Source organism: Streptomyces sp. ActVer, assembly GCF_027270795.1.
Lineage (GTDB): Bacteria > Actinomycetota > Actinomycetes > Streptomycetales > Streptomycetaceae > Streptomyces > Streptomyces umbrinus_A.
The window spans coordinates 30806-49560 of sequence record NZ_JAPWHT010000019.1; the positions used below are offsets into that span (position 1 = coordinate 30806).

General features: G+C 69.7%; 13 protein-coding genes and 1 pseudogene. 6 read left to right on the forward strand and 8 right to left on the reverse strand.

Features of this window, described 5'->3' with window-relative positions; all coding sequences use genetic code 11:
• Positions 1 to 66: 66 nt before the first annotated feature.
• From O3Q52_RS05480 to O3Q52_RS05510, 7 genes are all read right to left on the reverse strand, one after another.
• The gene (locus O3Q52_RS05480; RefSeq protein WP_269647649.1) at positions 67 to 1299 is read right to left on the reverse strand and encodes an MFS transporter; all 1233 of its coding nucleotides are present in this window, start codon (positions 1297 to 1299) and stop codon (positions 67 to 69) included.
• A 142-nt stretch (positions 1300 to 1441) separates the two neighbouring features.
• Positions 1442 to 2305, reverse strand: coding sequence for a LysR family transcriptional regulator (locus tag O3Q52_RS05485; protein WP_269647650.1), 864 nt, complete (start codon positions 2303 to 2305; stop codon positions 1442 to 1444).
• A gap of 211 nt (positions 2306 to 2516) precedes the next feature.
• Positions 2517 to 4562, reverse strand: a complete 2046-nt coding sequence (locus O3Q52_RS05490) for an RICIN domain-containing protein (RefSeq protein WP_269647651.1) — start codon at positions 4560 to 4562, stop codon at positions 2517 to 2519.
• Between the two features lie 119 nt (positions 4563 to 4681).
• Positions 4682 to 6724, reverse strand: coding sequence for a beta-galactosidase (locus tag O3Q52_RS05495; protein ID WP_269647652.1), 2043 nt, complete (start codon positions 6722 to 6724; stop codon positions 4682 to 4684).
• A gap of 51 nt (positions 6725 to 6775) precedes the next feature.
• A complete protein-coding gene (locus tag O3Q52_RS05500) occupies positions 6776 to 8113 on the reverse strand; it encodes an ABC transporter substrate-binding protein (protein ID WP_269647653.1) in 1338 nt (445 codons plus the stop codon).
• 92 nt (positions 8114 to 8205) lie between these two features.
• Entirely contained in the window at positions 8206 to 9150 is a 945-nt protein-coding gene (locus tag O3Q52_RS05505) for a carbohydrate ABC transporter permease (RefSeq protein WP_269647654.1), read from the reverse strand.
• 3 nt (positions 9151 to 9153) lie between these two features.
• Positions 9154 to 10080, reverse strand: a complete 927-nt coding sequence (locus O3Q52_RS05510; RefSeq protein ID WP_143642529.1) for a carbohydrate ABC transporter permease — start codon at positions 10078 to 10080, stop codon at positions 9154 to 9156.
• A 283-nt stretch (positions 10081 to 10363) separates the two neighbouring features.
• Here O3Q52_RS05510 and O3Q52_RS05515 point away from each other — a divergent pair, with 283 nt between their 5' ends.
• A complete protein-coding gene (locus tag O3Q52_RS05515) occupies positions 10364 to 11353 on the forward strand; it encodes a LacI family DNA-binding transcriptional regulator (RefSeq protein ID WP_269647655.1) in 990 nt (329 codons plus the stop codon).
• Positions 11354 to 11483: 130 nt separating this feature from the next.
• Here O3Q52_RS05515 and O3Q52_RS05520 read toward each other — a convergent pair whose 3' ends face one another.
• Positions 11484 to 12275 (reverse strand): DUF3050 domain-containing protein, encoded by a 792-nt coding sequence (locus O3Q52_RS05520; protein ID WP_269647656.1) that lies wholly within the window; start codon positions 12273 to 12275, stop codon positions 11484 to 11486.
• 270 nt (positions 12276 to 12545) lie between these two features.
• Here O3Q52_RS05520 and O3Q52_RS05525 point away from each other — a divergent pair, with 270 nt between their 5' ends.
• The 5 genes and pseudogenes from O3Q52_RS05525 to O3Q52_RS05545 form a co-directional block, all read left to right on the forward strand.
• On the forward strand, positions 12546 to 13142 hold the full coding sequence (locus tag O3Q52_RS05525; protein ID WP_269647657.1) for an antibiotic biosynthesis monooxygenase: 597 nt from the start codon (positions 12546 to 12548) through the stop codon (positions 13140 to 13142).
• A 24-nt stretch (positions 13143 to 13166) separates the two neighbouring features.
• Positions 13167 to 15314 carry an aminodeoxychorismate synthase component I gene (gene pabB, locus O3Q52_RS05530; protein ID WP_269647658.1) on the forward strand — a complete coding sequence of 716 codons (2148 nt, stop codon included), beginning with the start codon at positions 13167 to 13169 and terminating at the stop codon, positions 15312 to 15314.
• Positions 15311 to 16879 carry an AMP-binding protein gene (locus O3Q52_RS05535; RefSeq protein WP_269647659.1) on the forward strand — a complete coding sequence of 523 codons (1569 nt, stop codon included), beginning with the start codon at positions 15311 to 15313 and terminating at the stop codon, positions 16877 to 16879. The genes pabB and O3Q52_RS05535 overlap by 4 nt, the downstream gene beginning before the upstream one ends.
• Before the next feature lie 41 nt (positions 16880 to 16920).
• On the forward strand, positions 16921 to 18519 hold the full coding sequence (locus O3Q52_RS05540) for a class I adenylate-forming enzyme family protein (protein WP_269647660.1): 1599 nt from the start codon (positions 16921 to 16923) through the stop codon (positions 18517 to 18519).
• Positions 18520 to 18559: 40 nt separating this feature from the next.
• Positions 18560 to 18755: pseudogene (locus O3Q52_RS05545) on the forward strand (monooxygenase); the annotation flags it as partial.

The window sequence follows — 18755 nt, forward strand, 5'->3', positions numbered from 1 at the left end:
TCGTAGGGAACGGATGTTCAGCTCATGCGTTTTCGGCCACTGCTGACAGACCGGAGGCCGCGCCGGTCAGGAGGTGCGGCGCGCCGTACGGAACTCCGTGGCCCAGTAGAGGAGGGCAAGGACGGGGAGCGCCGTGCCGAGGAGGGACACCGCCGTCCAGCCGCCGGCGTGGAAGGCGAGCGAGCCGAACTGCGAACCGAGGGCGCCGCCGACGAAGAAGAGGGCGATGAAGGCACTGTTCAGCCGTGCCCGCGCGTTCGCGTCGAGCTGGTAGACGGTGTGCTGACCGAGGATCAGCGTGGTCTGCACGGCCATGTCGAGGAGCACGGCGGCCAGGGCCAGCAGAAGGATGTGCCCCTGGCCGAACCCCGCGACCGCGAAGGCGACGGCCGCGGCGACCAGCCCGGCGCCCGTCATCGGGCGCACCAGTTTGCGGTCGGCCCAACGGCCCGCGAAGGGAGCCACGGCCGCCCCGGCCGCTCCGACCAGGGCGAAGACACCGACTCCGACGGGGGAGTAGTGGAAACGCGGGCCCGTGAGGACGTACGAGACGGTGGTCCAGAACGCGCTGAACGCACCGAACATCGCCGCCTGGTAGAGCCCGCGGCGCAGCAACGCCGGGTGGACGCAGACCAGTCGGACCGTGGAACGCAGCACCTGGGTGTACGGGATCGCCGTCGTGGCGGCCTGCCGGGGCAGGGCAGCGTGCAGGGCAAGGGCCAGCAGTGCCATCAGGACGGCGGAGCCCAGATAGACGACGCGCCAGCCGGCCACGTCGGAGACCAGGCTGCTGAGGGTGCGGGACAGCAGGATGCCGGTGAGCAGGCCGCTCATCACCCGGCCCACGATCCTGCCGCGGGTGTGGTCCGGGGCGAGACTCGCGGCGAAGGGCACGAGGATCTGGGCGACGACCGACGTGCCGCCGCTGATCAGGGAAGCGATCAGCAGCAAGGGGAAGCTCGTCGCGAGGCCGGCGGCGAGGAGGGCGAGCGTGGTGACCGCCAGCAGCACCGTGATCAGCCGGCGCTTCTCCAGCCGGTCGCCGAGCGGGACGAGCAGGAGCATGCCCAGGACGTAGCCGACCTGGGTGAGGGTGATCAGCCCGCCGGCGGCCGTCTCGCCGACGTGGAAGACGTCGCGCAGCGAGGCCAACAGGGGCTGCGCGTAGTACAGGTTGGCGACAGTCATGCCGGAGGCGGTGGCCAGGAGCACGACCAGCCATCCCGGCACACCGAGTGCGGCCGTGCCGGTGGACCGGCCCGAGGTGTGGTCGTCGCGCGAGCCCTGGAGGACGTTCATGATTCCGTCAGCGTCCGGGGGCGCCTCTGCGCTTCCCTCATTGTGGCGATGGTTCGAGATGTCAGTCATCTCCGAGGGAGATGACACCGGGAAGCGGTGAGCGACCCGGGACCGGTCAGGCCACGGCGCGACCCGGCTTCCGTCAGGTCATGTGCCGCAGCAGCGCGGCGACCGCCGGGGGTGCCTCGCCCCGGGGCCGGACGACCATGACCTTCCAGTTCGGCGCGTGACGGTCGAAACGGTGGGTCGTCAGGTCGGGGAACCGGTCGGCGATGGAGACGGGCATGACGCACACACCCAGATCGTTGCGGACTAGTTCGGAGGCCGCGACGATGTCGTTGACCTCGAAGGTCGGCTCGCGGTCGACGGAGGCCGCCCGGAAGGCCTTGTCCACGGCGAGCCGGATCGCCCAGCCGGGAGTGAAGTCGACCAGCGGCAGCCGCGCGGCGTCGGCGAGCGCGACCTTCCCGTCCGTCACGGGGAACGTCCGCTCCGGAGCGCTCACGAGCACCATCTCCTCGCGGGACAGCAGCCGCGTGACCAGTCCCCGCTGCTGCTGACGGTCGAGGGCGACCACGGCCAGGTCCACCGTGCCCTCGCGCAGCGCCTGGCGGATGTCGACCACGGCCGCCTGCCGCAGCCGCACCACCACGCCCGGATGCTCGGCCCGCAGGGCGGCCAGCGGGCGGTGCAGGTCGGCCCAGACCCCTTGCATCGTGCCGACCGTGATGCGTCCCCGCAGGTGCCCCTGTACGACGTCGACGGCAGCCCGTGCCTGGTCCGCTGCCCGTAACGCCGCCCGCGCTGCCGGTACGAAGGCCTCACCGGCCGGTGTCAGGGAGACCCGGTGCGTGGTGCGGTCGAACAGCGGGGTGCCCAGCTCGCGTTCCAGCGCGCGCACCGTGCTCGACACGGCCGACTGGACGACGTGCAGCCGCTGCGCCGCCGCGGTGAAGCCGCCCTCATCGGCCACCGCGATGACGACCTCCATCTGTCGCAGATCCACTGGCTCTCCCGGGGCGTGGTTCGGCTTCTTCAGGCATCTTGATCAGAGATGGGTCTCTTCATCGGGCATCACACCATGAGGTCGCCCTCGACGGAGTGGTCGAAGGAGGAACGTCCGTGAACGCACCTCTGTGCCCGCCGTGCGCGACGGCGGGCACAGAGCTGTGCGACAGAGGGTGCGTCCGGGCGTCCGCCCGGGGCGGTGGCCGGTGCTAGTCGGTCACGTCGGTGACCCTCCAGCGCTGGTTGGCGCCGGAGTTGGGCGTCCACAGCGTGACGGCGGCTCCGTCGTTCGTGGCCTGGCCGCCGACCTCCAGCAGCCGTCCGGTGGCGGCGTTGACGAGGGTCCAGGTGCCGTCGCCGGTCGTCGACATGATCCACTGGGTGGCCTTGTCGCGCGGGCCGGAGTCGGCCTCCAGCACCGGGGCGCCGTCACGGACCGCCAGGCGCTTGCCCTCCACCGCGTTGGTGAAGACGTACCGCTGCCGGTTGCCGGTGTCACCGGAGATCTGCCGCAGCTGCCACTCCTGGCCGGCCGCGTCCCCCGCGGAGGTCTTGATGACGAGGCTCGTGCCGTTGTCCGCGACAGTGAGCGCCTTGCCGCTCTGGACGCCGGTCAGCGCGTAGGTGTGGCCCTTCCGCAGCTCGGCCGCGTCCTTCGCGACGCCCGAGACGCCCTTGACGACGAAGGAGGTCACGGACTGCGCGGGGACCGTGAAGGTGGCCTTGCGGTCACTGACCTTGACGGCCCTGTGGCGTTCGAGCTTGCCGTCGGCGCTGGTCACGACCGGGGTGACGGTGGCGCTGCGGCTGACCTTGCCGAACTTCGACAGGTCGACGGTGACCGCGCGGGCGTCGGTGGTGCTGTTGACGTGGACGACCGTCGCGCCGTTGCCCTTCTTGGAGACGGCGGCGGCGCTGGAGGTGTCGTCGGTCTTGATCAGCCGGTCGCCGGGCTTGATGTAGTGCGTGAAGTTGCGGGCCGTGTCGAACTTCGTGTTCGTGTAGATCGGGCAGGACTTGAGGGTGTCCTTCGAGGTGCAGCTGAACGGGAGCTGGATGCTGCCCCAGTTGCCGCCCTTGGCCGACTCGCCGCCCGGCTTCATGTTGTCGTAGTCCTCGACGGGCTGCCAGAACACCCAAGCCTTGGGCTCCAGTTCACGCAGGTCGTCGACGATGCGCTGGGCGAGACCGAGGCCCGGCCGCATGTCCGTGAAGCTCTGGCCGTCGCCCCAGTCGCCCTCGACCTCGCTCTGCCACAGCGGCTTGTCGGCCGCCTTGGCCAGGTCCCGTACGGTGGTCCGCTGGCCGGTGCCGTAGGTGTGGACGTTCATCTGGCCGACGAGGTCCCGCACTTCCTGCGGGTAGGTGTTCCAGTTCGTCGAGAAGATGGACGGGTTGGTCTCGTCCATGGCGGAGATCTCCGCCTTGGTCTTCGCCTTCTTCAGCGCCGGGGCCAGGGCCTTGATGACCTTCTGCTGGAGCTCGGGGCCGATGTGCGCCCCTTCCTGGCGGCCTCCGACGGGCTCGCCGTCGGCGCCCAGGCGGGTGCTCCAGTAGTTGGTGTTGGGCTCGTTGAACGGGTCGATCGTGTCGACCTTGATGCCCTCGGCCTTCTCGAGACGCTTGGTCGCGCCCGCCATGTAGGCGGCGAAGTCGTCGACAGACTCGGTCTTGAGCTGGTCCTCGGTGGCGTTGAACCCGCCGGAGACGTAGCCGCTCTTCGTCATGAACCACGGCGGGGAGTTGCTGAACGTCTCCCAGTGGTCGATGTCGTTCTTGATGCGGTCGACCCACCAGCGCTGGGTGGCGTCGGCGTTCTTGTTCCAGTCCGCCGGGTCGTCGGCGCTCCACCAGTCGGTGTCCTCGCGGGTGGTGCCGGCCGGGGCCTTCCACCAGCCCTCGACGGCACCTCCGGCGCGCAGGTAGTCCTTGACGTCCGGGGCGTTGCCACCGCCGATGTTGTAGCGGGCGATGTTCAGCGCCAGGCCGTCGTCACCGAACAGGAGCTTGGCGAGCTTCTCGCGTATCTCCTTGGGGTAGTCGCCGGTGGCGTTGGCGAACCAGACCAGGCTGGTGCCCCAGCCCTCGAACTTCTCCTGCTCGTACGAGGGGTCGGGCCGCACGGTGACGGCGGCGGTGTCCGCCGCCGTGACCTGTGCGGTGGACGACGGGGCGGAGACCAGGGCGGCCCCGGTGGCCAGTGCGGTGAGGCCGGCGGCTCCGAGGAGCCGTCTGTTGCGGGTGCGGCGTGCCATCTGTGCTCCCAACTGCGGTGGTGGTAGCTGCGGTTGACCTCCCGCCCGTCGGGCAGGAGGGATGGCCCTCGAACCAGTGCGGTGCCGTTCGAGGAGTCGGCGGTGTGCGGGGGAGTGGGTCAGTCGGCGGGCCGGCGCACCACGGCGACGGCCCTCGGCCCGAGGACGAGACCGCCCTCGGTGTCGGTGTCGCCGACCAGGACCTCACCCGAGAGGCCGGTCAGCGGCACGCTCTCGTCGGTCCGGTTGACCAGGAACAGGAAGCGGCCGTCGGGTCCGCGGCGCACGGTCTGCTCGACCGACCCCCGTGCGTCGGCGGGCAGTTCACTCCGGACGCCGGCCGGGCCGAGGAGCTTCGGCAGCAGACCGGCCAGCCCGTCGACGCCGAGCCGGGTGGAGACGTACGAGGCCGAGCCCTGCCCCGCCGCACGGCGGGTGACGGCGGGCATGCCCGCGTACGTACCGGTGCGGTAGTGGGCCAGCACCTCCACCGACGGGTCGGTGACGGTGATCCGGTCGGTCCACAGGGTGCCCGTGCCGGCGCCATCCAGGTCGACGCTGTCACCGTCGAGCAGCGGCCCGAACTCCTCGATACGGATGCCGAGGAGGTCGCGCAGCGCTCCCGGGTGACCGCCGAGCCAGATGTGGTCGTTCTCGTCGACGACACCGGAGAAGTACGTGGTGACCAGGTGGCCGCCGGTCTCGGCGTACCGCGTGAGCTCCTTGGCCAGTGGCGCCGGGATCACGTGCAGCACGGGTGCGATCAGAACGTCGTAGCGGTCGAGGTCGGCCGTGGTGGTGACGACGTCCGCCCGGACGCCGAGGGCGAGGAGCGCGGAGTACCAGTCCAGCGCCTCCTGGCGGTAGTCGAGCAGGGCGGTCGGGTGGGAGTCCTGCTCGCTCGCCCACCACGACTCCCAGTCGTAGACGATCCCGACCCGGGCATGCTCGCGCTCGGTGCCCGCGACCGGGGCCAGGGCCTTGAGGGTCCGGCCGAGGGCGGTGACCGCGCGGTAGACCTCGCTGTCGGCACCGGCGTGCGGCACCATCGCGGAGTGGTACTTCTCGGCGCCGGCCGCGGACTGGCGCCACTGGAAGTAGCACACGGCGTCGGCGCCGTGAGCGACGTGCAGCAGCGAGTCGCGGGCCAGATCGCCGGGCCGCTTGGCCACGTTGACGGGCTGCCAGTTGACGGCGCTGGTGGAGTGCTCCATCAGGAACCACGGACGGCCGCTCGCGATACCGCTGGTGAGGTTCGCGGAGAAGGACAGCTCGTCGCGGTCCTGCGGGCCCGGGTGGACGTAGTGGTCGTTGGAGACGAAGTCGATCTCGCCCGCCCAGTCGGGGTAGTTCATGCCCTTCGTGTTGCCCATCACCATGAAGTTCGTGGTGACCGGCACGTCCGGCGTGATCTCCCGCAGCACGTCCCGCTCGGCGCGCAGGTACTCCTTCAGCGCGTCGGAGGAGAAGCGCTTGAAGTCCAGCTGCTGCGTGGGGTTCGGGTGGGAGGCGGCCAGCCGCGGCGGCAGGATCTGCTCCCAGTCGCTGTAGCGCTGCGACCAGAAGGCCGTGCCCCAGGCGTGGTTGAGGGCGTCGAGGGTGGTGTAACGGTCGCGCAGCCAGTCGCGGAACGCGCGGGCCGCGTCGTCCGAGTAGTCGTAGATGTTGTGGCAGCCCAGCTCGTTGGATATGTGCCAGGCCACCAGCGCGGGATGGTCCGCGTACCGCTCGGCCATCGTCCGCACCAGGCCCAGCGCGTGCTCGCGGAAGACGGGCGAGGTGGGCCGCCAGTGCTGCCGCGCCCCCGGCCACACCGTCTCACCGGAGGCGGTCACCGGAAGGATCTCCGGGTGCGCCGTGGTGAGCCAGGGCGGCGGGGACGCGGTGGCGGTGGCGAGGTCGACCCCTATGCCGCCCGCGTGCAGCAGGCCCATGATCTCGTCGAGCCAGCCGAAGTCCCACTGGTCCCGGGCCGGCTGGATGCGGGCCCAGGAGAAGATCCCCACGGAGACCAGGTTGACGCCGGCCTCACGCATCAGCCGTACGTCCTCCTCCCACACCTCGCGAGGCCACTGCTCGGGGTTGTAGTCGGCGCCGTACGCGAGACGTGGGGTGGAGTCACCGTCCGGCCCGTTCAGCTGGGACAGGAGGGTGGAGATCATCGTGGTCCTTCCGGTGTGGCACAAGGGGGCGGCATGGGGTCGTGTGTCGGACTAGTCGACGGTGAAGCCCTGTTCCTTGCCGTACTTGATGGAGGCGTCCTGCCAGGACTTCAGGCCGGCGGAGAGCTTGGTGCTGCCGACGTAGGCCTTGCCGACGGTGTCGTTGAAGATCGAGTTGGCGTACTGCTGGAAGGGCAGGTACGACCAGTCGGAGGCGACGTTGGCCGCCGACTCGGCGAAGATCTCGTTGGCCTTCTGGCCGCCGAAGTACTCGAACTCCTTGTTCTGGAACGCGCTGTCCTGGAGCTCCGCGGTGGTCGCCGGGAAGGCGCCCTCCTTGATGCGGGTCGCGACGCCGTCACCGGAGTTCGCGTATTCGACGAAGGCGTAGGCGAGTTCCTTGTTCTTGCCCAGCTCGGGCAGGGCAAGGGAGCTGCCGCCGTTCTCCGCGGTCGCCTTGTCGCCCTTGGTCCAGGCCGGCATCGGCGCCGCGCGCCAGTCACCGGCGGCGTTCGGCACACCGGTCACGAAGTTGGCGGGCATCCAGGCGCCGGTCGTCAGGGTGGCGATGGTGCCGTCGCCCAGGCCCTTGTACCAGTCGTCGGTCCAGCCGTTGATCGGCGAGACGAGCTTCTCGTCGATCAGCTTCTGCCAGGTGTCCGTGTACTTCTTGGCGCCCGCGTCGTCGAAGTTGACCGACACCTTGGTGCCGTCGACCTTGTAGGGACGCGAACCGGCCTGCCACAGCATGCTGGTGGTGAAGCCCGCGTCGCCGGCGTCGTTGGCGATGAAGACCTTGGGGTCGGCCTTGTGGAGCTTGCGGGCCGCCTCGACGTACTCGTCCCAGGTGGTCGGGACCGCGATCTTGTACTTGTCGAAGACCTTCTTGTTGTAGAACATCGCCATCGGGCCGGAGTCCATCGGCAGGCCGTAGACCTTGTCACCCTCGCTCACGGCGTTCCACGGGCCGGGGGTGTACTTGGACTTGAGCTTGTCGGCGCCGAAGGGGGCCAGGTCGGTGAGGCCCTTGGTGAGGGCGTACTGGCTCAGCGCGAAGTACTCGACCTGCGCGACGTCCGGGACGCCCTTCTTGGCCGAGATGGCGTTCGACAGGGCCGTGTAGTGCTTGTCGCCGGACCGCTCGCCGACCAGGTTGATCTTGACCTTGGGGTACTTCTTCTGGAAGTCGGCGGCGACCGACTTGAGCGTGGGCTCCCAGGCCCAGACCGTGACCGAGCCGCCCTTCTTGAGGGCCGCCTGGATGTCGTCGGAGGAGACCGGCTTCTGGCCGGAGCTGTCGTCGTCGGAGCCGCCGCAGGCGGTGGCGCCCAGGGCGAGGACGGAGAGGACGGCGAGGCCGCGCATCAGGCGGCGTGTGGTTCTGCGCATGGAGGTGCTTCCACTTCTTCGTGGGTGGGACAGGGTGAGGGTGAGGAGATGAAGGTGAAAGAGACGGGACCGAGGGGGCCTTGCGGGCGGAGTCACTCCTTGACGCTTCCGGCGGCGAGCCCGGACTGCCAGAACCTCTGCAGCAGCAGGAACGCGGCGATCAAGGGGATGATGGTGAGCAGCGAACCCGTGATCACCAGGTTGAAGATCACGTCACCGCCGATCGTCTGCGCCTGGTTGTTCCAGGAGTCCAGGCCCAGGGTCAGCGGGTACCAGTCCGGGTCCTTGAGCATGATCAGCGGCAGGAAGTAGTTGTTCCAGGTGGCGACCGTGGTGAACAGCAGCACGGTCACGGTGCCGGGGGCGAGGAGCGGCAGGGCCACCTGGAAGAAGGTGCGCACCTCGCCCGCTCCGTCGATCCGGGCGGCCTCCATCAGTTCGTTGGGGATCGCCTCGGTGGCGAAGACCCACATCAGATACAGGCCGAACGGCGAGACGAGTGAGGGGATGATCACCGCCCACGGAGTGTCGGTGAGCCCCATCTTGCTGAACATCAGGAAGGTGGGCACCGCCAGCGCGGTACCGGGGACGGCGACGGCGCCGATGACCACGGCGAACACGGCGCGCTTCCCGGGGAACCTGAACTTCGCCAGCGCGTAGCCGCCCAGGATCGCCAGGAGGGTGGCGCCACCGGCACCGAGCACCACGTACAGCAGGGTGTTCAGCAGCCAGCGGACGAAGATGCCGTCGTGGTACGAGAACGTCTCGCTGATGTTGTCCCAGAGGGCGAAGTCGTTGCTGAACCACAGCCCGGACGAGTCGCCGAGTCCTTCCTGGGTCTTGGTGGCGCTGATGACCAGCCACACCAGGGGCACCACGGTGTAGAGCAGGACCAGGCCGGTGAGTACGGTCAGCAGCACACTGCGCTTGGGGCGCCCGGGAACGTGCGCCCGGCGCGTGCGCAGACGGGGCGCGCCCTTGGATCCGCCGGAGTTCTGGGCGGGTGCGGGCTGGGAGGTGGTGACGGAGCTGCTCATGGTTCACGCTCCCTTGCGCATGCCGCGGAGCTGCACGACGTAGGCGATGACCATGGTGATCAGGCCCATGATGATGGCGACCGCCGCGGAGTAGTTGTGCTGCTGGCCGTTGAAGGACAGCGAGTACGTGTAGAAGTTCGGGGTGAAGTCCGTCGTGATCGCGTTGCGCGCCAGCGGCCGCAGGATGGCCGGCTCGTTGAAGAGCTGGAAGCTGCCGATGATCGAGAAGATCGTCGCGATGACCAGGGCGCCGCGGATGGCGGGGAGCTTGATGGCGGTGATGACCCGGAACTGCCCGGCGCCGTCGATCTCCGCGGCCTCGTAGAGCGAGTTCGGGATGACCCGCAGCGCGGAGTAGAAGATCAGCATGTTGTAGCCGATGAACTCCCAGGTGACGATGTTGCCGATCGACGCCAGGACCAGGTCGGACGAGAGCGGGTCGGGCAGGGTGACGTCGAAGGCCGAGTTGATGTCGCCCACCAGCCCGTACTTCGTGCCGTACATGAAGCCCCACATCAGGGTGGCGACCACGGCGGGCACGGCGTACGGCAGGAAGATCACGATGCGGAAGAAGTCCTTGCCGTACAGGCGTCCGCTGTCCAGCGCGAGGGCGATCAGCAGGGCGATGCCGAGCATGATCGGAACCTGTACGGCCAGGAAGAGCGAGACCCGTGCGAGCGAGTCCCAGAACTGCTCGTCCTTGAGGGCCTGTGTGTAGTTGTCCAGGCCGACGAAGGTGGTGCCACCGATCAACTGGTCCCGGAACAGGCTGAGGTAGATCGAGTACACGATCGGGGCCAGGAAGACGAGGGCGAACACGGCCACGAAGGGACCGATGAAACCCCACCCCGTCCAGGAGCGGCGGTCCCGTTTCGCCGGAGGCCGGTCCGGGCGCCGCTTGGCTGCCGCCGGCGGTTGTAGCGTCGTCATGTCGTTCCTCGCTCGTCCCTCTCGCGAACCCGGCGTCGTACGCCGCTGATGTTTGCGTAAACATCCAGTCCCGAAGCAGGTCGTGGCCTGTTATGTTTACGTAAACATCTGATGGCGGCATGTCTACACTGCCCCGTTGACGGTGGTCAAGGGTCATTTGAGGAAACTGCGGCTCGGACAGCGAGGGAGACGGGTGGACACAGCGGACAACGCCTCGGTGAGCAGGCCGAAGGCGCCGGCGCGTGCCGGAAAAAGGGCTTCCCGCCGGACGCAGAGCGCGTCCATGGCGGATGTCGCCCGACTGGCGGGCGTCTCCTCGCAGACCGTCTCGCGAGTCTCGAACGGTTACGCGGGTGTGAACGAGGAGACCCGGCAGCAGGTCCTGGCGGCCATGCAGGAACTGGGCTACCGGCCCAACAGCGCCGCCCGGGCGCTCAAGCGCGGCGAGTTCCGCACCATCGGCGTCATCACCTTCGGCCTCTCCACCACGGGCAACGTGCGCACACTGGAGGCGATCGCCACCTCGGCGGCGCACGAGGGGTACGCGGTCACGCTGCTGCCCGTCGCCGTTCCCACGCAGGACGAGGTGCGCGGAGCGTTCTCCCGGCTGGGGGAGCTGGCCGTCGACGCCGTCATCGTCATCCTCGAGGTGCACCTGCTCGACGCGGTGGCCCTCACCCTGCCGCCCCACATCCAGGTCGTCGTGGCAGACTCGGACGCCGGCGACCGCTACACCGTGGTCGACACCGACCAGGCCGGCGGGACACGCGCCGCGGTGCGGTATCTGCTCGACCTCGGCCACCGGACCGTCTGGCACCTGGCCGGTCCCGAGGAGTCCTTCGCGGCCCAGCGCCGCGCCGACGCCTGGCGTGCCGAACTCACCGAGGCGGGCTGCACGGCGCCACCGCTGGTTCGCGGCGACTGGTCGGCCGAGTCCGGCTACCGGGCCGGCCTCGAACTCGCCGCGCAGCAGGACTGCACGGCGGTGTTCGCGGCCAACGACCAGATGGCGCTGGGCCTGCTGCGGGCCCTGCACGAGCAGGGCCGGTACGTGCCCGACGACGTCAGCGTCATCGGCTTCGACGACATCCCCGAGGCGGGGTCCTTCCTGCCTCCCCTGACCACCGTCCACCAGGACTTCGCCGAGGTGGGGCGGCGCTGTGTCGAGGGCGTGCTGCGGCAGATGCGCCACGATGCGGCGGAGCACGGGACGACGCTTGTGCCTACGCGGCTCGTGGTGCGGGACAGTACGGCGGCGCCCCGCGGGCGGTGAGGCTCCGCCGGATGTGCTGTGTGCGCCGCGGGGCGTGCTGTGCGTTGTCGGCCGCGGTTGCGTCGTGGCTGGTCGCGCAGTTCCCCGCGCCCCTGAGGGGGCGGCGGAGGGCCCTGCCCGAGAGGCGGGGTCAGTTGTTCGTCTGGTCCATGGCCCTCACGATTGCGTCCCAGAGGCGGGACCTGGCCTCCAGGGCGAGGGTGGCCGTCTCGGCGGCCTCCTTCCAGCGGGTGTCCTCGTCGCCGCAGAGGTCCGCCACCATGGCCATCGCCATGGGTGTGTGCTCCTCGCCGTCGACCTCGATGTGCCGGGCCAGGTAGTCGCAGAAGATCGGGAACCGGTCGGAACCCTCCTTCTTGATCACCTGGTCGAACATGTCCGGGATGAGGTCCTCCCGGGAGAAGGCGAAGGCGGCCGCCTGGCAGTGGAGGGGCCTGTCGAGGATGATTCCGAACGTCGTGGTGACGAACTCGGCGGCAGGGCCGGGTACTTGGGCGGCCCGCAGCGCCGCCTGCACGTCATGGCCCTCCCCGAGCAGCGCGAGGAACGTGTCGAGGCGTGAGGTGTCCGCCCCCGCTTCGACCATGCCGCCCCGGTAGAGCTCGAAGTGGCTGGTGAAACCGCCGTCCAGCTCGTCGCTCTCCTCCACCAGCACGATGTCGTTGATGAGCCGGCGGCTCACCTGCGAGCCGCGCGGCACCCAGGGGACCTCCACACACGTCAGCTGCCGCTGGAGGGACTTCAGCAGCGACATGAAGTCCCACACCGCGAAGACGTGGTGCTCCATGAAGGTCGCCATGTCCTCCCGGGTGCTTATCCGCTGGTAAATCGGATGGGCGGTCACTTCTTTTCGGGCCGGTTCGATCTCGGCGCGCGCCCGGTCGATTCCCTCGTGGGTCATGCTCCAGTCATACCTGGACATGGGTCTCCTTCTTGCTCTTTCAGATCCGGCTTGTTCGGCTCAACTTTCGGCTCTTCACGTCGCCGGCGAACGGTGCCTCCGAGGCCGATGGTGCCGCTTTCTTCGAGAACCCGGCAAGCGGTTTCAGAAATTCGCAAATGTTACCCGAAGTACGGCGCGGCAAAAGCTGCCAAGGTGGGCGCAAAGGTGGCAAAGTGCTGCTTTCCCGACCGCACGCAAAAACTCCGTTGAGAGTTGAACATCAGGTCTCGCCTTTCCGTATTCAGAGGCGTGACCAGGAATCCCGTTACCGTCACCGTCGCGTATCGAGTGGTACCGGGCCGCGAGGCCGAGTTCCACTCCTGGGGGTGGGGCGTACTGCGTGCGACCGCGCAGGAACCGGGCTTTCTCGGCGGTGGCGTACTTGTCGACGGAGAGGCGGAGTGGCATGTGGTCTACCGCTTCACCAGTGAAGGTTCCGCCCTGGCCTGGGACAACTCGGTCGAGCGGGCCGAGTGGCAGGCCCGTGGGGAGATGCTGGCCCGTGAGGCGGGCCGACGAACCGTGCAGGGCTCGAAGGCCTGGTTCGAGTCCCTGACCGAAACCCCTTCCGCGACCGCGGCGGCACCACGCCCGCCACCGAAGTGGAAGTTATGGTTCGTGAATATGAGCGCGGTCTTCCCTCCTGTACTCATATTCAATTTGCTTGTGCTTCCTTATCTCGGTGACTTCAACCCTCTCATCCGCACCTTGTTCCTCTGCCTGGCCGTGACGGCCATTGTCACGTGGATTCTCATGCCGCGGCTGCAGCGTTTCTTCAAGAAATGGCTGTACCCGCCGTTGCAGGCGATCCGCGGACGGCACAAACGACGGGCTGCACAAGGCTGAGAACGACCAAAGGGGGGTGGGCGGGTGAAGACCCTGCTCATCGACAATTATGACTCGTACACATACAACTTGTTCCAGCTGATTGCCGAGGTCAACGGCGAGGAGCCGGTGGTGATCCTCAACGACACCTCGGCCGACAACCTTCCGGACCTCCGGGGGTTCGACAACGTGGTGGTGTCCCCGGGACCGGGACACCCCGACCGGGCACGCGACTTCGGCATCAGCGCCACGGTGCTCGCCGAGTCCGATGTCCCCGTCCTCGGCGTCTGCCTCGGACACCAGGGCATCGCGGTGGGCGAGAGAGGCCGGGTGATGGCCGCACCGGAGCCCCGGCACGGCCATCTCTCCAGAATCCGGCACACGGGCGAGGGCCTGTTCAGCGGACTCCCGCAGGACTTCACCGCGGTCCGCTACCACTCGCTGTCCGTTCGGGAACCGCTGCCGGCGAGCCTCAAGGGCACGGCCTGGGCCGAGGACGGCGTCCTGATGGGGCTGCGGCACCGCACCCGGCCGCTGTGGGGCGTGCAGTTCCACCCCGAGTCGATCCTCACCGAGTACGGCCACCGGCTGTTCCTGAACTTCCGGGGCCTCACGGCGGCGCGCAGTCGCGGGGTCCGCCTGACCAAGTCCCGTACGCGCGAGTCCCGTACCGAAGGCGGCCCCGCCACGGCGTTCGTACCCCGCCCCCGGCGCTCCGCGCCCGTCGGCTACCGGCTGCACACCCGCCGGATCGCGACCGCCGTGGACACCGAGACGGCCTTCACCCGGATGTGCGCCGACGCGCCCAGGGCGTTCTGGCTGGACAGCTCGCGGGTCGAGGCGGGCCAGTCCCGCTTCTCGTTCTTCGGCGACGGCACCGGTCCGCTGGCCGAGTTCGTACGGTACGACGTCGAGTCCGGTGTCTGTGAGGTCGAGCGGCCCGGGCGGCCCCGGCGCAAGGTGCGGGCCAGCGTCTTCGACTATCTGAAGCGGCAGTTGGCGACCCGCCGGGTGGACGCCGGCGAGCTGCCCTTCGACTTCACCGGCGGATACGTCGGCTACTTCGGATACGAGCTCAAGGCCGACTGCGGCTCGCCGAACCGTCACCGGGCCGACACCCCGGACGCCTCCTGGCTCTTCGCCGACCGGCTGATCGCGGTCGACCACCAGGACGGCTTCACCTACGCGGTCTGCCTGGCGGAGAACACCCCGCAGGGCACCCGGGACGCCGACGACTGGCTCGACAGCGCGGTGGCGCAGCTGAGCTTCGTGTCCGCGGCCGCGCCCACCGTGACCCCGCCGGCCGCGTCCGAGCCGGACCTGCATGCCGCCGAACCCTGGCTGTTACGCGACCGCGAGGCCTATCTCGCCGACATCGAGGCGTGCAAGCGCGAGCTGAACGACGGCACGAGTTACGAGATCTGTCTGACCAACGCCGCCGAACTACCCGCGCCGCCCGACCCGTTGGCCTACTACCGGGTCCTCCGGCGCGTCAACCCGGCGCCCTACGCGGCCTTCCTGCAGTTCGGCGACCTGGCCGTGGCCGGCGCGTCCCCCGAGCGCTTTCTGCGGATCACCCGGGACGGCGTCGCCGAGGCCAAGCCCATCAAGGGCACCGCGCCCCGCGGCGACCGGCCGGAGGAGGACGCCGTGCTGCGGGACTCGCTCGCCGCCGACGCCAAGACCCGCGCCGAGAACCTGATGATCGTCGACCTGCTCCGCAACGACCTGGGCCGGGTCTGCGAGACCGGCACGGTCCGGGTGCCGCACCTCATGGCCACCGAGACCTACGCCACCGTGCACCAGCTCGTCTCCACCGTCGAGGGCCGCCTCCGCGCAGACACGGAAGCCGTGGACTGCGTACGCGCCTGCTTCCCCGGCGGCTCGATGACCGGAGCGCCGAAACTGCGCACGATGGAGATCATCGACTCACTGGAGACCGCCGCACGCGGGGTCTACTCCGGAGCCATCGGCTATCTCGGCTGCAGCGGTGGAGCCGACCTCAACATCGTCATCCGCACCGCCGTCATCACCGGCGGCCGGATGCACCTGGGAGCCGGCGGCGCCATCGTCCTCGGCTCCGATCCCGAAGCGGAGTACGACGAGATGCTGCTGAAGACCGCCGCGCAGTTACGCGCCCTCCGCGAGTCCACGACCGCCCAGCCGGTCTCCCTGCAGGAGCAGATCCGATGACGCCCACGACCTCCGCCCCGAGCTACACCGACACGGCCGGTGTCACCGAGACCGAGGCCGGGAACCTGGCCTCCGGGCTGGCCGCACTGGCCGAGGGCCAGGGCTGGACCGACCGGCCCGCCTTCCACCAGGGCCACCGGGCCTGGACCCACGGCGAGGTGCACGACCTCGCCGCCCGCGCGGCGAGCGTGCTCGCCGACCACGGTGTCTGCCCCGGCGACCGGGTGCTGCTCGCGCTGCCCGACTCCCTCGCCTGGGTCACGGCGTTCCTGGCCACCGCCCGGCTCGGCGCGGTCGCGGTCCTCGTCAATCCCGAACTTCCCGCGGCCGAGCACGAGTTCATGGCCGAGGACGCCGGAGCCGCCCTGTGCGTGACCGGGCCGGGACTGGAGGAGCGGTTCGCCGGCCGGACCCGGCTGGGTGCCGACCAGCTCGTCGCGCTCACCCGCAGCACACCGCCGACCACCGGCGCCCACCCGGCCGGACCGCGCACCCCGCTCTACATCCAGTACACCTCCGGAACGACCGGCACTCCCAAGGGAGTTGTGCACTGCCACGGCGACCCCGGGACGTACCACGAGCTCATCGGCGACCGGCTGCTGCGGATCACCCCGGACGACGTGACCCTCTCGGTGTCGAAGCTGTTCTTCGCGTACGGCTTCGGCAACGCCTTCGCCTTCCCGCTCTTCTCGGGATCCTCCGCCGTACTGGTCGACCGGCGCCCCTCACCCGCCGCGGTGGACGAACTCGTCGCCCGCCACCGGGTGACCCTGCTCTACTCCGTCCCCTCCGCGTACGCCGCACTGGTCGCCGACCGGGCCGACGGACACGCCGCCTGCTTCGCCTCCGTACGCGCGGCGGTGTCGGCCGGAGAGGGCATGCCCGCAGGACTCGGCGAACGCGTCACCGAACTGCTCGGCGCGCCCGTCCTGGAACAGATCGGCTCCACCGAGGCAGGGCACGCCTTCTGTGCCAACAGCTTCGACGCCAACACCCCGGGCACCGTCGCCCGCCCGGTCCCCGGCTTCGACGTGGAGCTGCGCGACCGCGCGGGAGACCCGGTGCCGACCGGCTCGGAGGGCGAACTGTGGGTCAAGGGGCCGACGTTGACGACCGGCTACCTGAACCTGCCCGGCGAGACGAACCGCGTCCTTGTCGACGGCTGGCTCAACACCCGGGACCGCGCGCGACGCGAACCGGACGGCACCTACCGGCACTTGGGCCGGGCCGACGACATGGAGCTGGTCGGCGGCATCACCGTCTCCCCGTTGGAGGTCGAGGCCGTGCTGCGCAAGCACCCGGCGGTACGCGAGGTCGCCGTCGCGGCCGTCACCGACGAGCGTGGCGCGACCGCTCTGCGGGCCTACGTCGTCATCGGCGTGTCGGCCTCGACCGCCCCCACCTTCGCGGCGACCAGGTCCGGCCTGGAGTCCGAACTCATCGGCCTGGCCCGCGAACACCTCGCCGCCTTCAAGGCTCCCAGAACCGTCCACGTCGTGCCGTCACTGCCCCGCACCCCGACCGGCAAGCTCCGCCGCCACCTCGTCCGCCAGGGCGCGTGGTGACCGTGGCCGTGATCGCGAACACCCCAGAAAGGAAAGGGCACATGCCACAGCCGCAGTCCCTGCTCTCCGATCGTGGGTTCTACCTCGGCCCGATGTTCCAGCAGGCCGTCGCCCGACACGGAGCCGTCCCGGTCACCCTGGACCGGCCGCTGGACGTCGGCCCCGACCTCGGTCTCGACCTCAGCTACCCGGTCCTGGCCGCCCTGGTCGAGGACCTGTCCGGGCGGCTGTGGGAGGCCGGTGTCCGGCCCTCCGAGCAGGTCGTCGTCCACAAGACGGACAACGTCGACATCGTCCTGCTGACCTGTGCGGTCTCCCGGATCGGTGCCGTCCCCGTGCTGCTCTCACCGGGCCTGCAGGGCCCCGTCGTCGGCCAGCTCCTGAAGCGGCTCCGCGAGCCCTGGCTGGTCACCGACCGGGCGAAGCTCACCGGACCGCTCAAGGACATCGACGTCGCCCGGCTCGTCCGGCAGGCCCTCAGCGTGGACGACGCGCCCGGAGCGGTCCCGCTGGACAAGTACGCGGGCGCCCCGCCCCACGGGCCCGTCCGGCTGCACCCGCGCGAACCCGCGCTGATCACCCACAGTTCGGGCACGACCGGCACCCCCAAGCTCGCCGTGCACTGCCCGAACACCATGTGGAACCGGCTCGTACCGCAGAAGGCCATGGGCTGGCCCACCCGCGGCGAGACGGCCGCGCTGCACATGTCCTTCGTGCACTCGCGCTTCTACCACCTGCTCGGCGTACTGCTGCACTTCGGCAGCCCACTGCTGTTCATCACCGACCCCGAGCCCTCCGCCGCCGGCCCGCTGCTCGCACGGCACCGCCCCGGCATCGTCGAGACCCACCCCAACACCTTTGTCCTGTGGGAGGAGTTGGCCGACGCGCCCGGCGCACCGCTGGCCCGCGTCCGCTCGTACGGCAGCACCTTCGACGCGATCCATCCGCGCACGGTGCAGCGGCTGCTCGGCGCGTCGAACCGGCGCTCACCCTGGCTGATGCAGCTGTACGGGCAGAGCGAGACGGGCCCGGTCGCCTTCCAGTGGTACACGCGCCGCAGCGCGGCCAGGGCCGACGGCCGCCGCGTCGGGATCGGCATCCCTGGCTTCACCCGGGTCCGGATCGCAGACAGCGAGGGACGGCGCACCCAGCCCGGTACAGCGGGCCGTATCGAGGCCCGCACCAGGGGCCGGATCCTCACCTACCTCGGCGCCCAGGACCAGTACGACCGTCAACTGGGCGACGGATGGTGGCAGATGGGCGACATGGGCTACCGGAACCGATGGGGCGCCCTCTACCTGATCGACCGTGAGATCGACCAGATCGACTCCGTGCACAGCAACCTGGAGATCGAGGACACGCTGATGTCCCGCCTCGACGAACTGCGCGAGGTCGTCATCGTGCCGGGCGTCGACCGCGAGCCGGTACCGGTGGTGGTCGTCCGGGGCGAACAGCCCCTCGACCTGCAACGCTGGCACGAGGCGACCGCCGACCTCCCCCAGATGACCTACCCGCGGCAGTGGCGGTTCGACGAACTGCCGATGACCTCCACCTGGAAGGTCAAGCGCGTGGAGATCACCCGCATGCTCACCGAGGGCGCGACCGCCACCGCCACCGCCGAGCATCCCGGCGGCGCCTGACGTGAGCCCTGTCATCGTGGTGGGCGCCGGACCCGTGGGCATGTCGGCCGCACTCGGCCTGCGCGCCCACGGACTCCCGGTCACCCTCGTGGAAGCGGACCCGCAGGCACGCGAACGGCCGGGCAGCCGCGCCCTGTTCGTCCACAAGGAGACCCTGCAACTGCTCGAAGGAATGCGCCCCGGGCTGGCCGCCCACATCACGTCGTACGGACGGACCTGGCAGACCAGACGGACCC

Excerpts from the sequence above, each read along its gene's own strand:
- O3Q52_RS05480 (WP_269647649.1), bottom strand. The coding sequence starts at position 1,299 with ATGAACGTCCTCCAGGGCTCGCGCGACGACCACACCTCGGGCCGGTCC.
- O3Q52_RS05490 (WP_269647651.1), bottom strand. The coding sequence starts at position 4,562 with ATGGCACGCCGCACCCGCAACAGACGGCTCCTCGGAGCCGCCGGCCTC.
- O3Q52_RS05495 (WP_269647652.1), bottom strand. The coding sequence starts at position 6,724 with ATGATCTCCACCCTCCTGTCCCAGCTGAACGGGCCGGACGGTGACTCC.
- O3Q52_RS05500 (WP_269647653.1), bottom strand. The coding sequence starts at position 8,113 with ATGCGCAGAACCACACGCCGCCTGATGCGCGGCCTCGCCGTCCTCTCC.
- O3Q52_RS05505 (WP_269647654.1), bottom strand. The coding sequence starts at position 9,150 with ATGAGCAGCTCCGTCACCACCTCCCAGCCCGCACCCGCCCAGAACTCC.
- O3Q52_RS05510 (WP_143642529.1), bottom strand. The coding sequence starts at position 10,080 with ATGACGACGCTACAACCGCCGGCGGCAGCCAAGCGGCGCCCGGACCGG.
- O3Q52_RS05515 (WP_269647655.1), top strand. The coding sequence starts at position 10,364 with ATGGCGGATGTCGCCCGACTGGCGGGCGTCTCCTCGCAGACCGTCTCG.
- O3Q52_RS05520 (WP_269647656.1), bottom strand. The coding sequence starts at position 12,275 with ATGTCCAGGTATGACTGGAGCATGACCCACGAGGGAATCGACCGGGCG.
- O3Q52_RS05535 (WP_269647659.1), top strand. The coding sequence starts at position 15,311 with ATGACGCCCACGACCTCCGCCCCGAGCTACACCGACACGGCCGGTGTC.
- O3Q52_RS05540 (WP_269647660.1), top strand. The coding sequence starts at position 16,921 with ATGCCACAGCCGCAGTCCCTGCTCTCCGATCGTGGGTTCTACCTCGGC.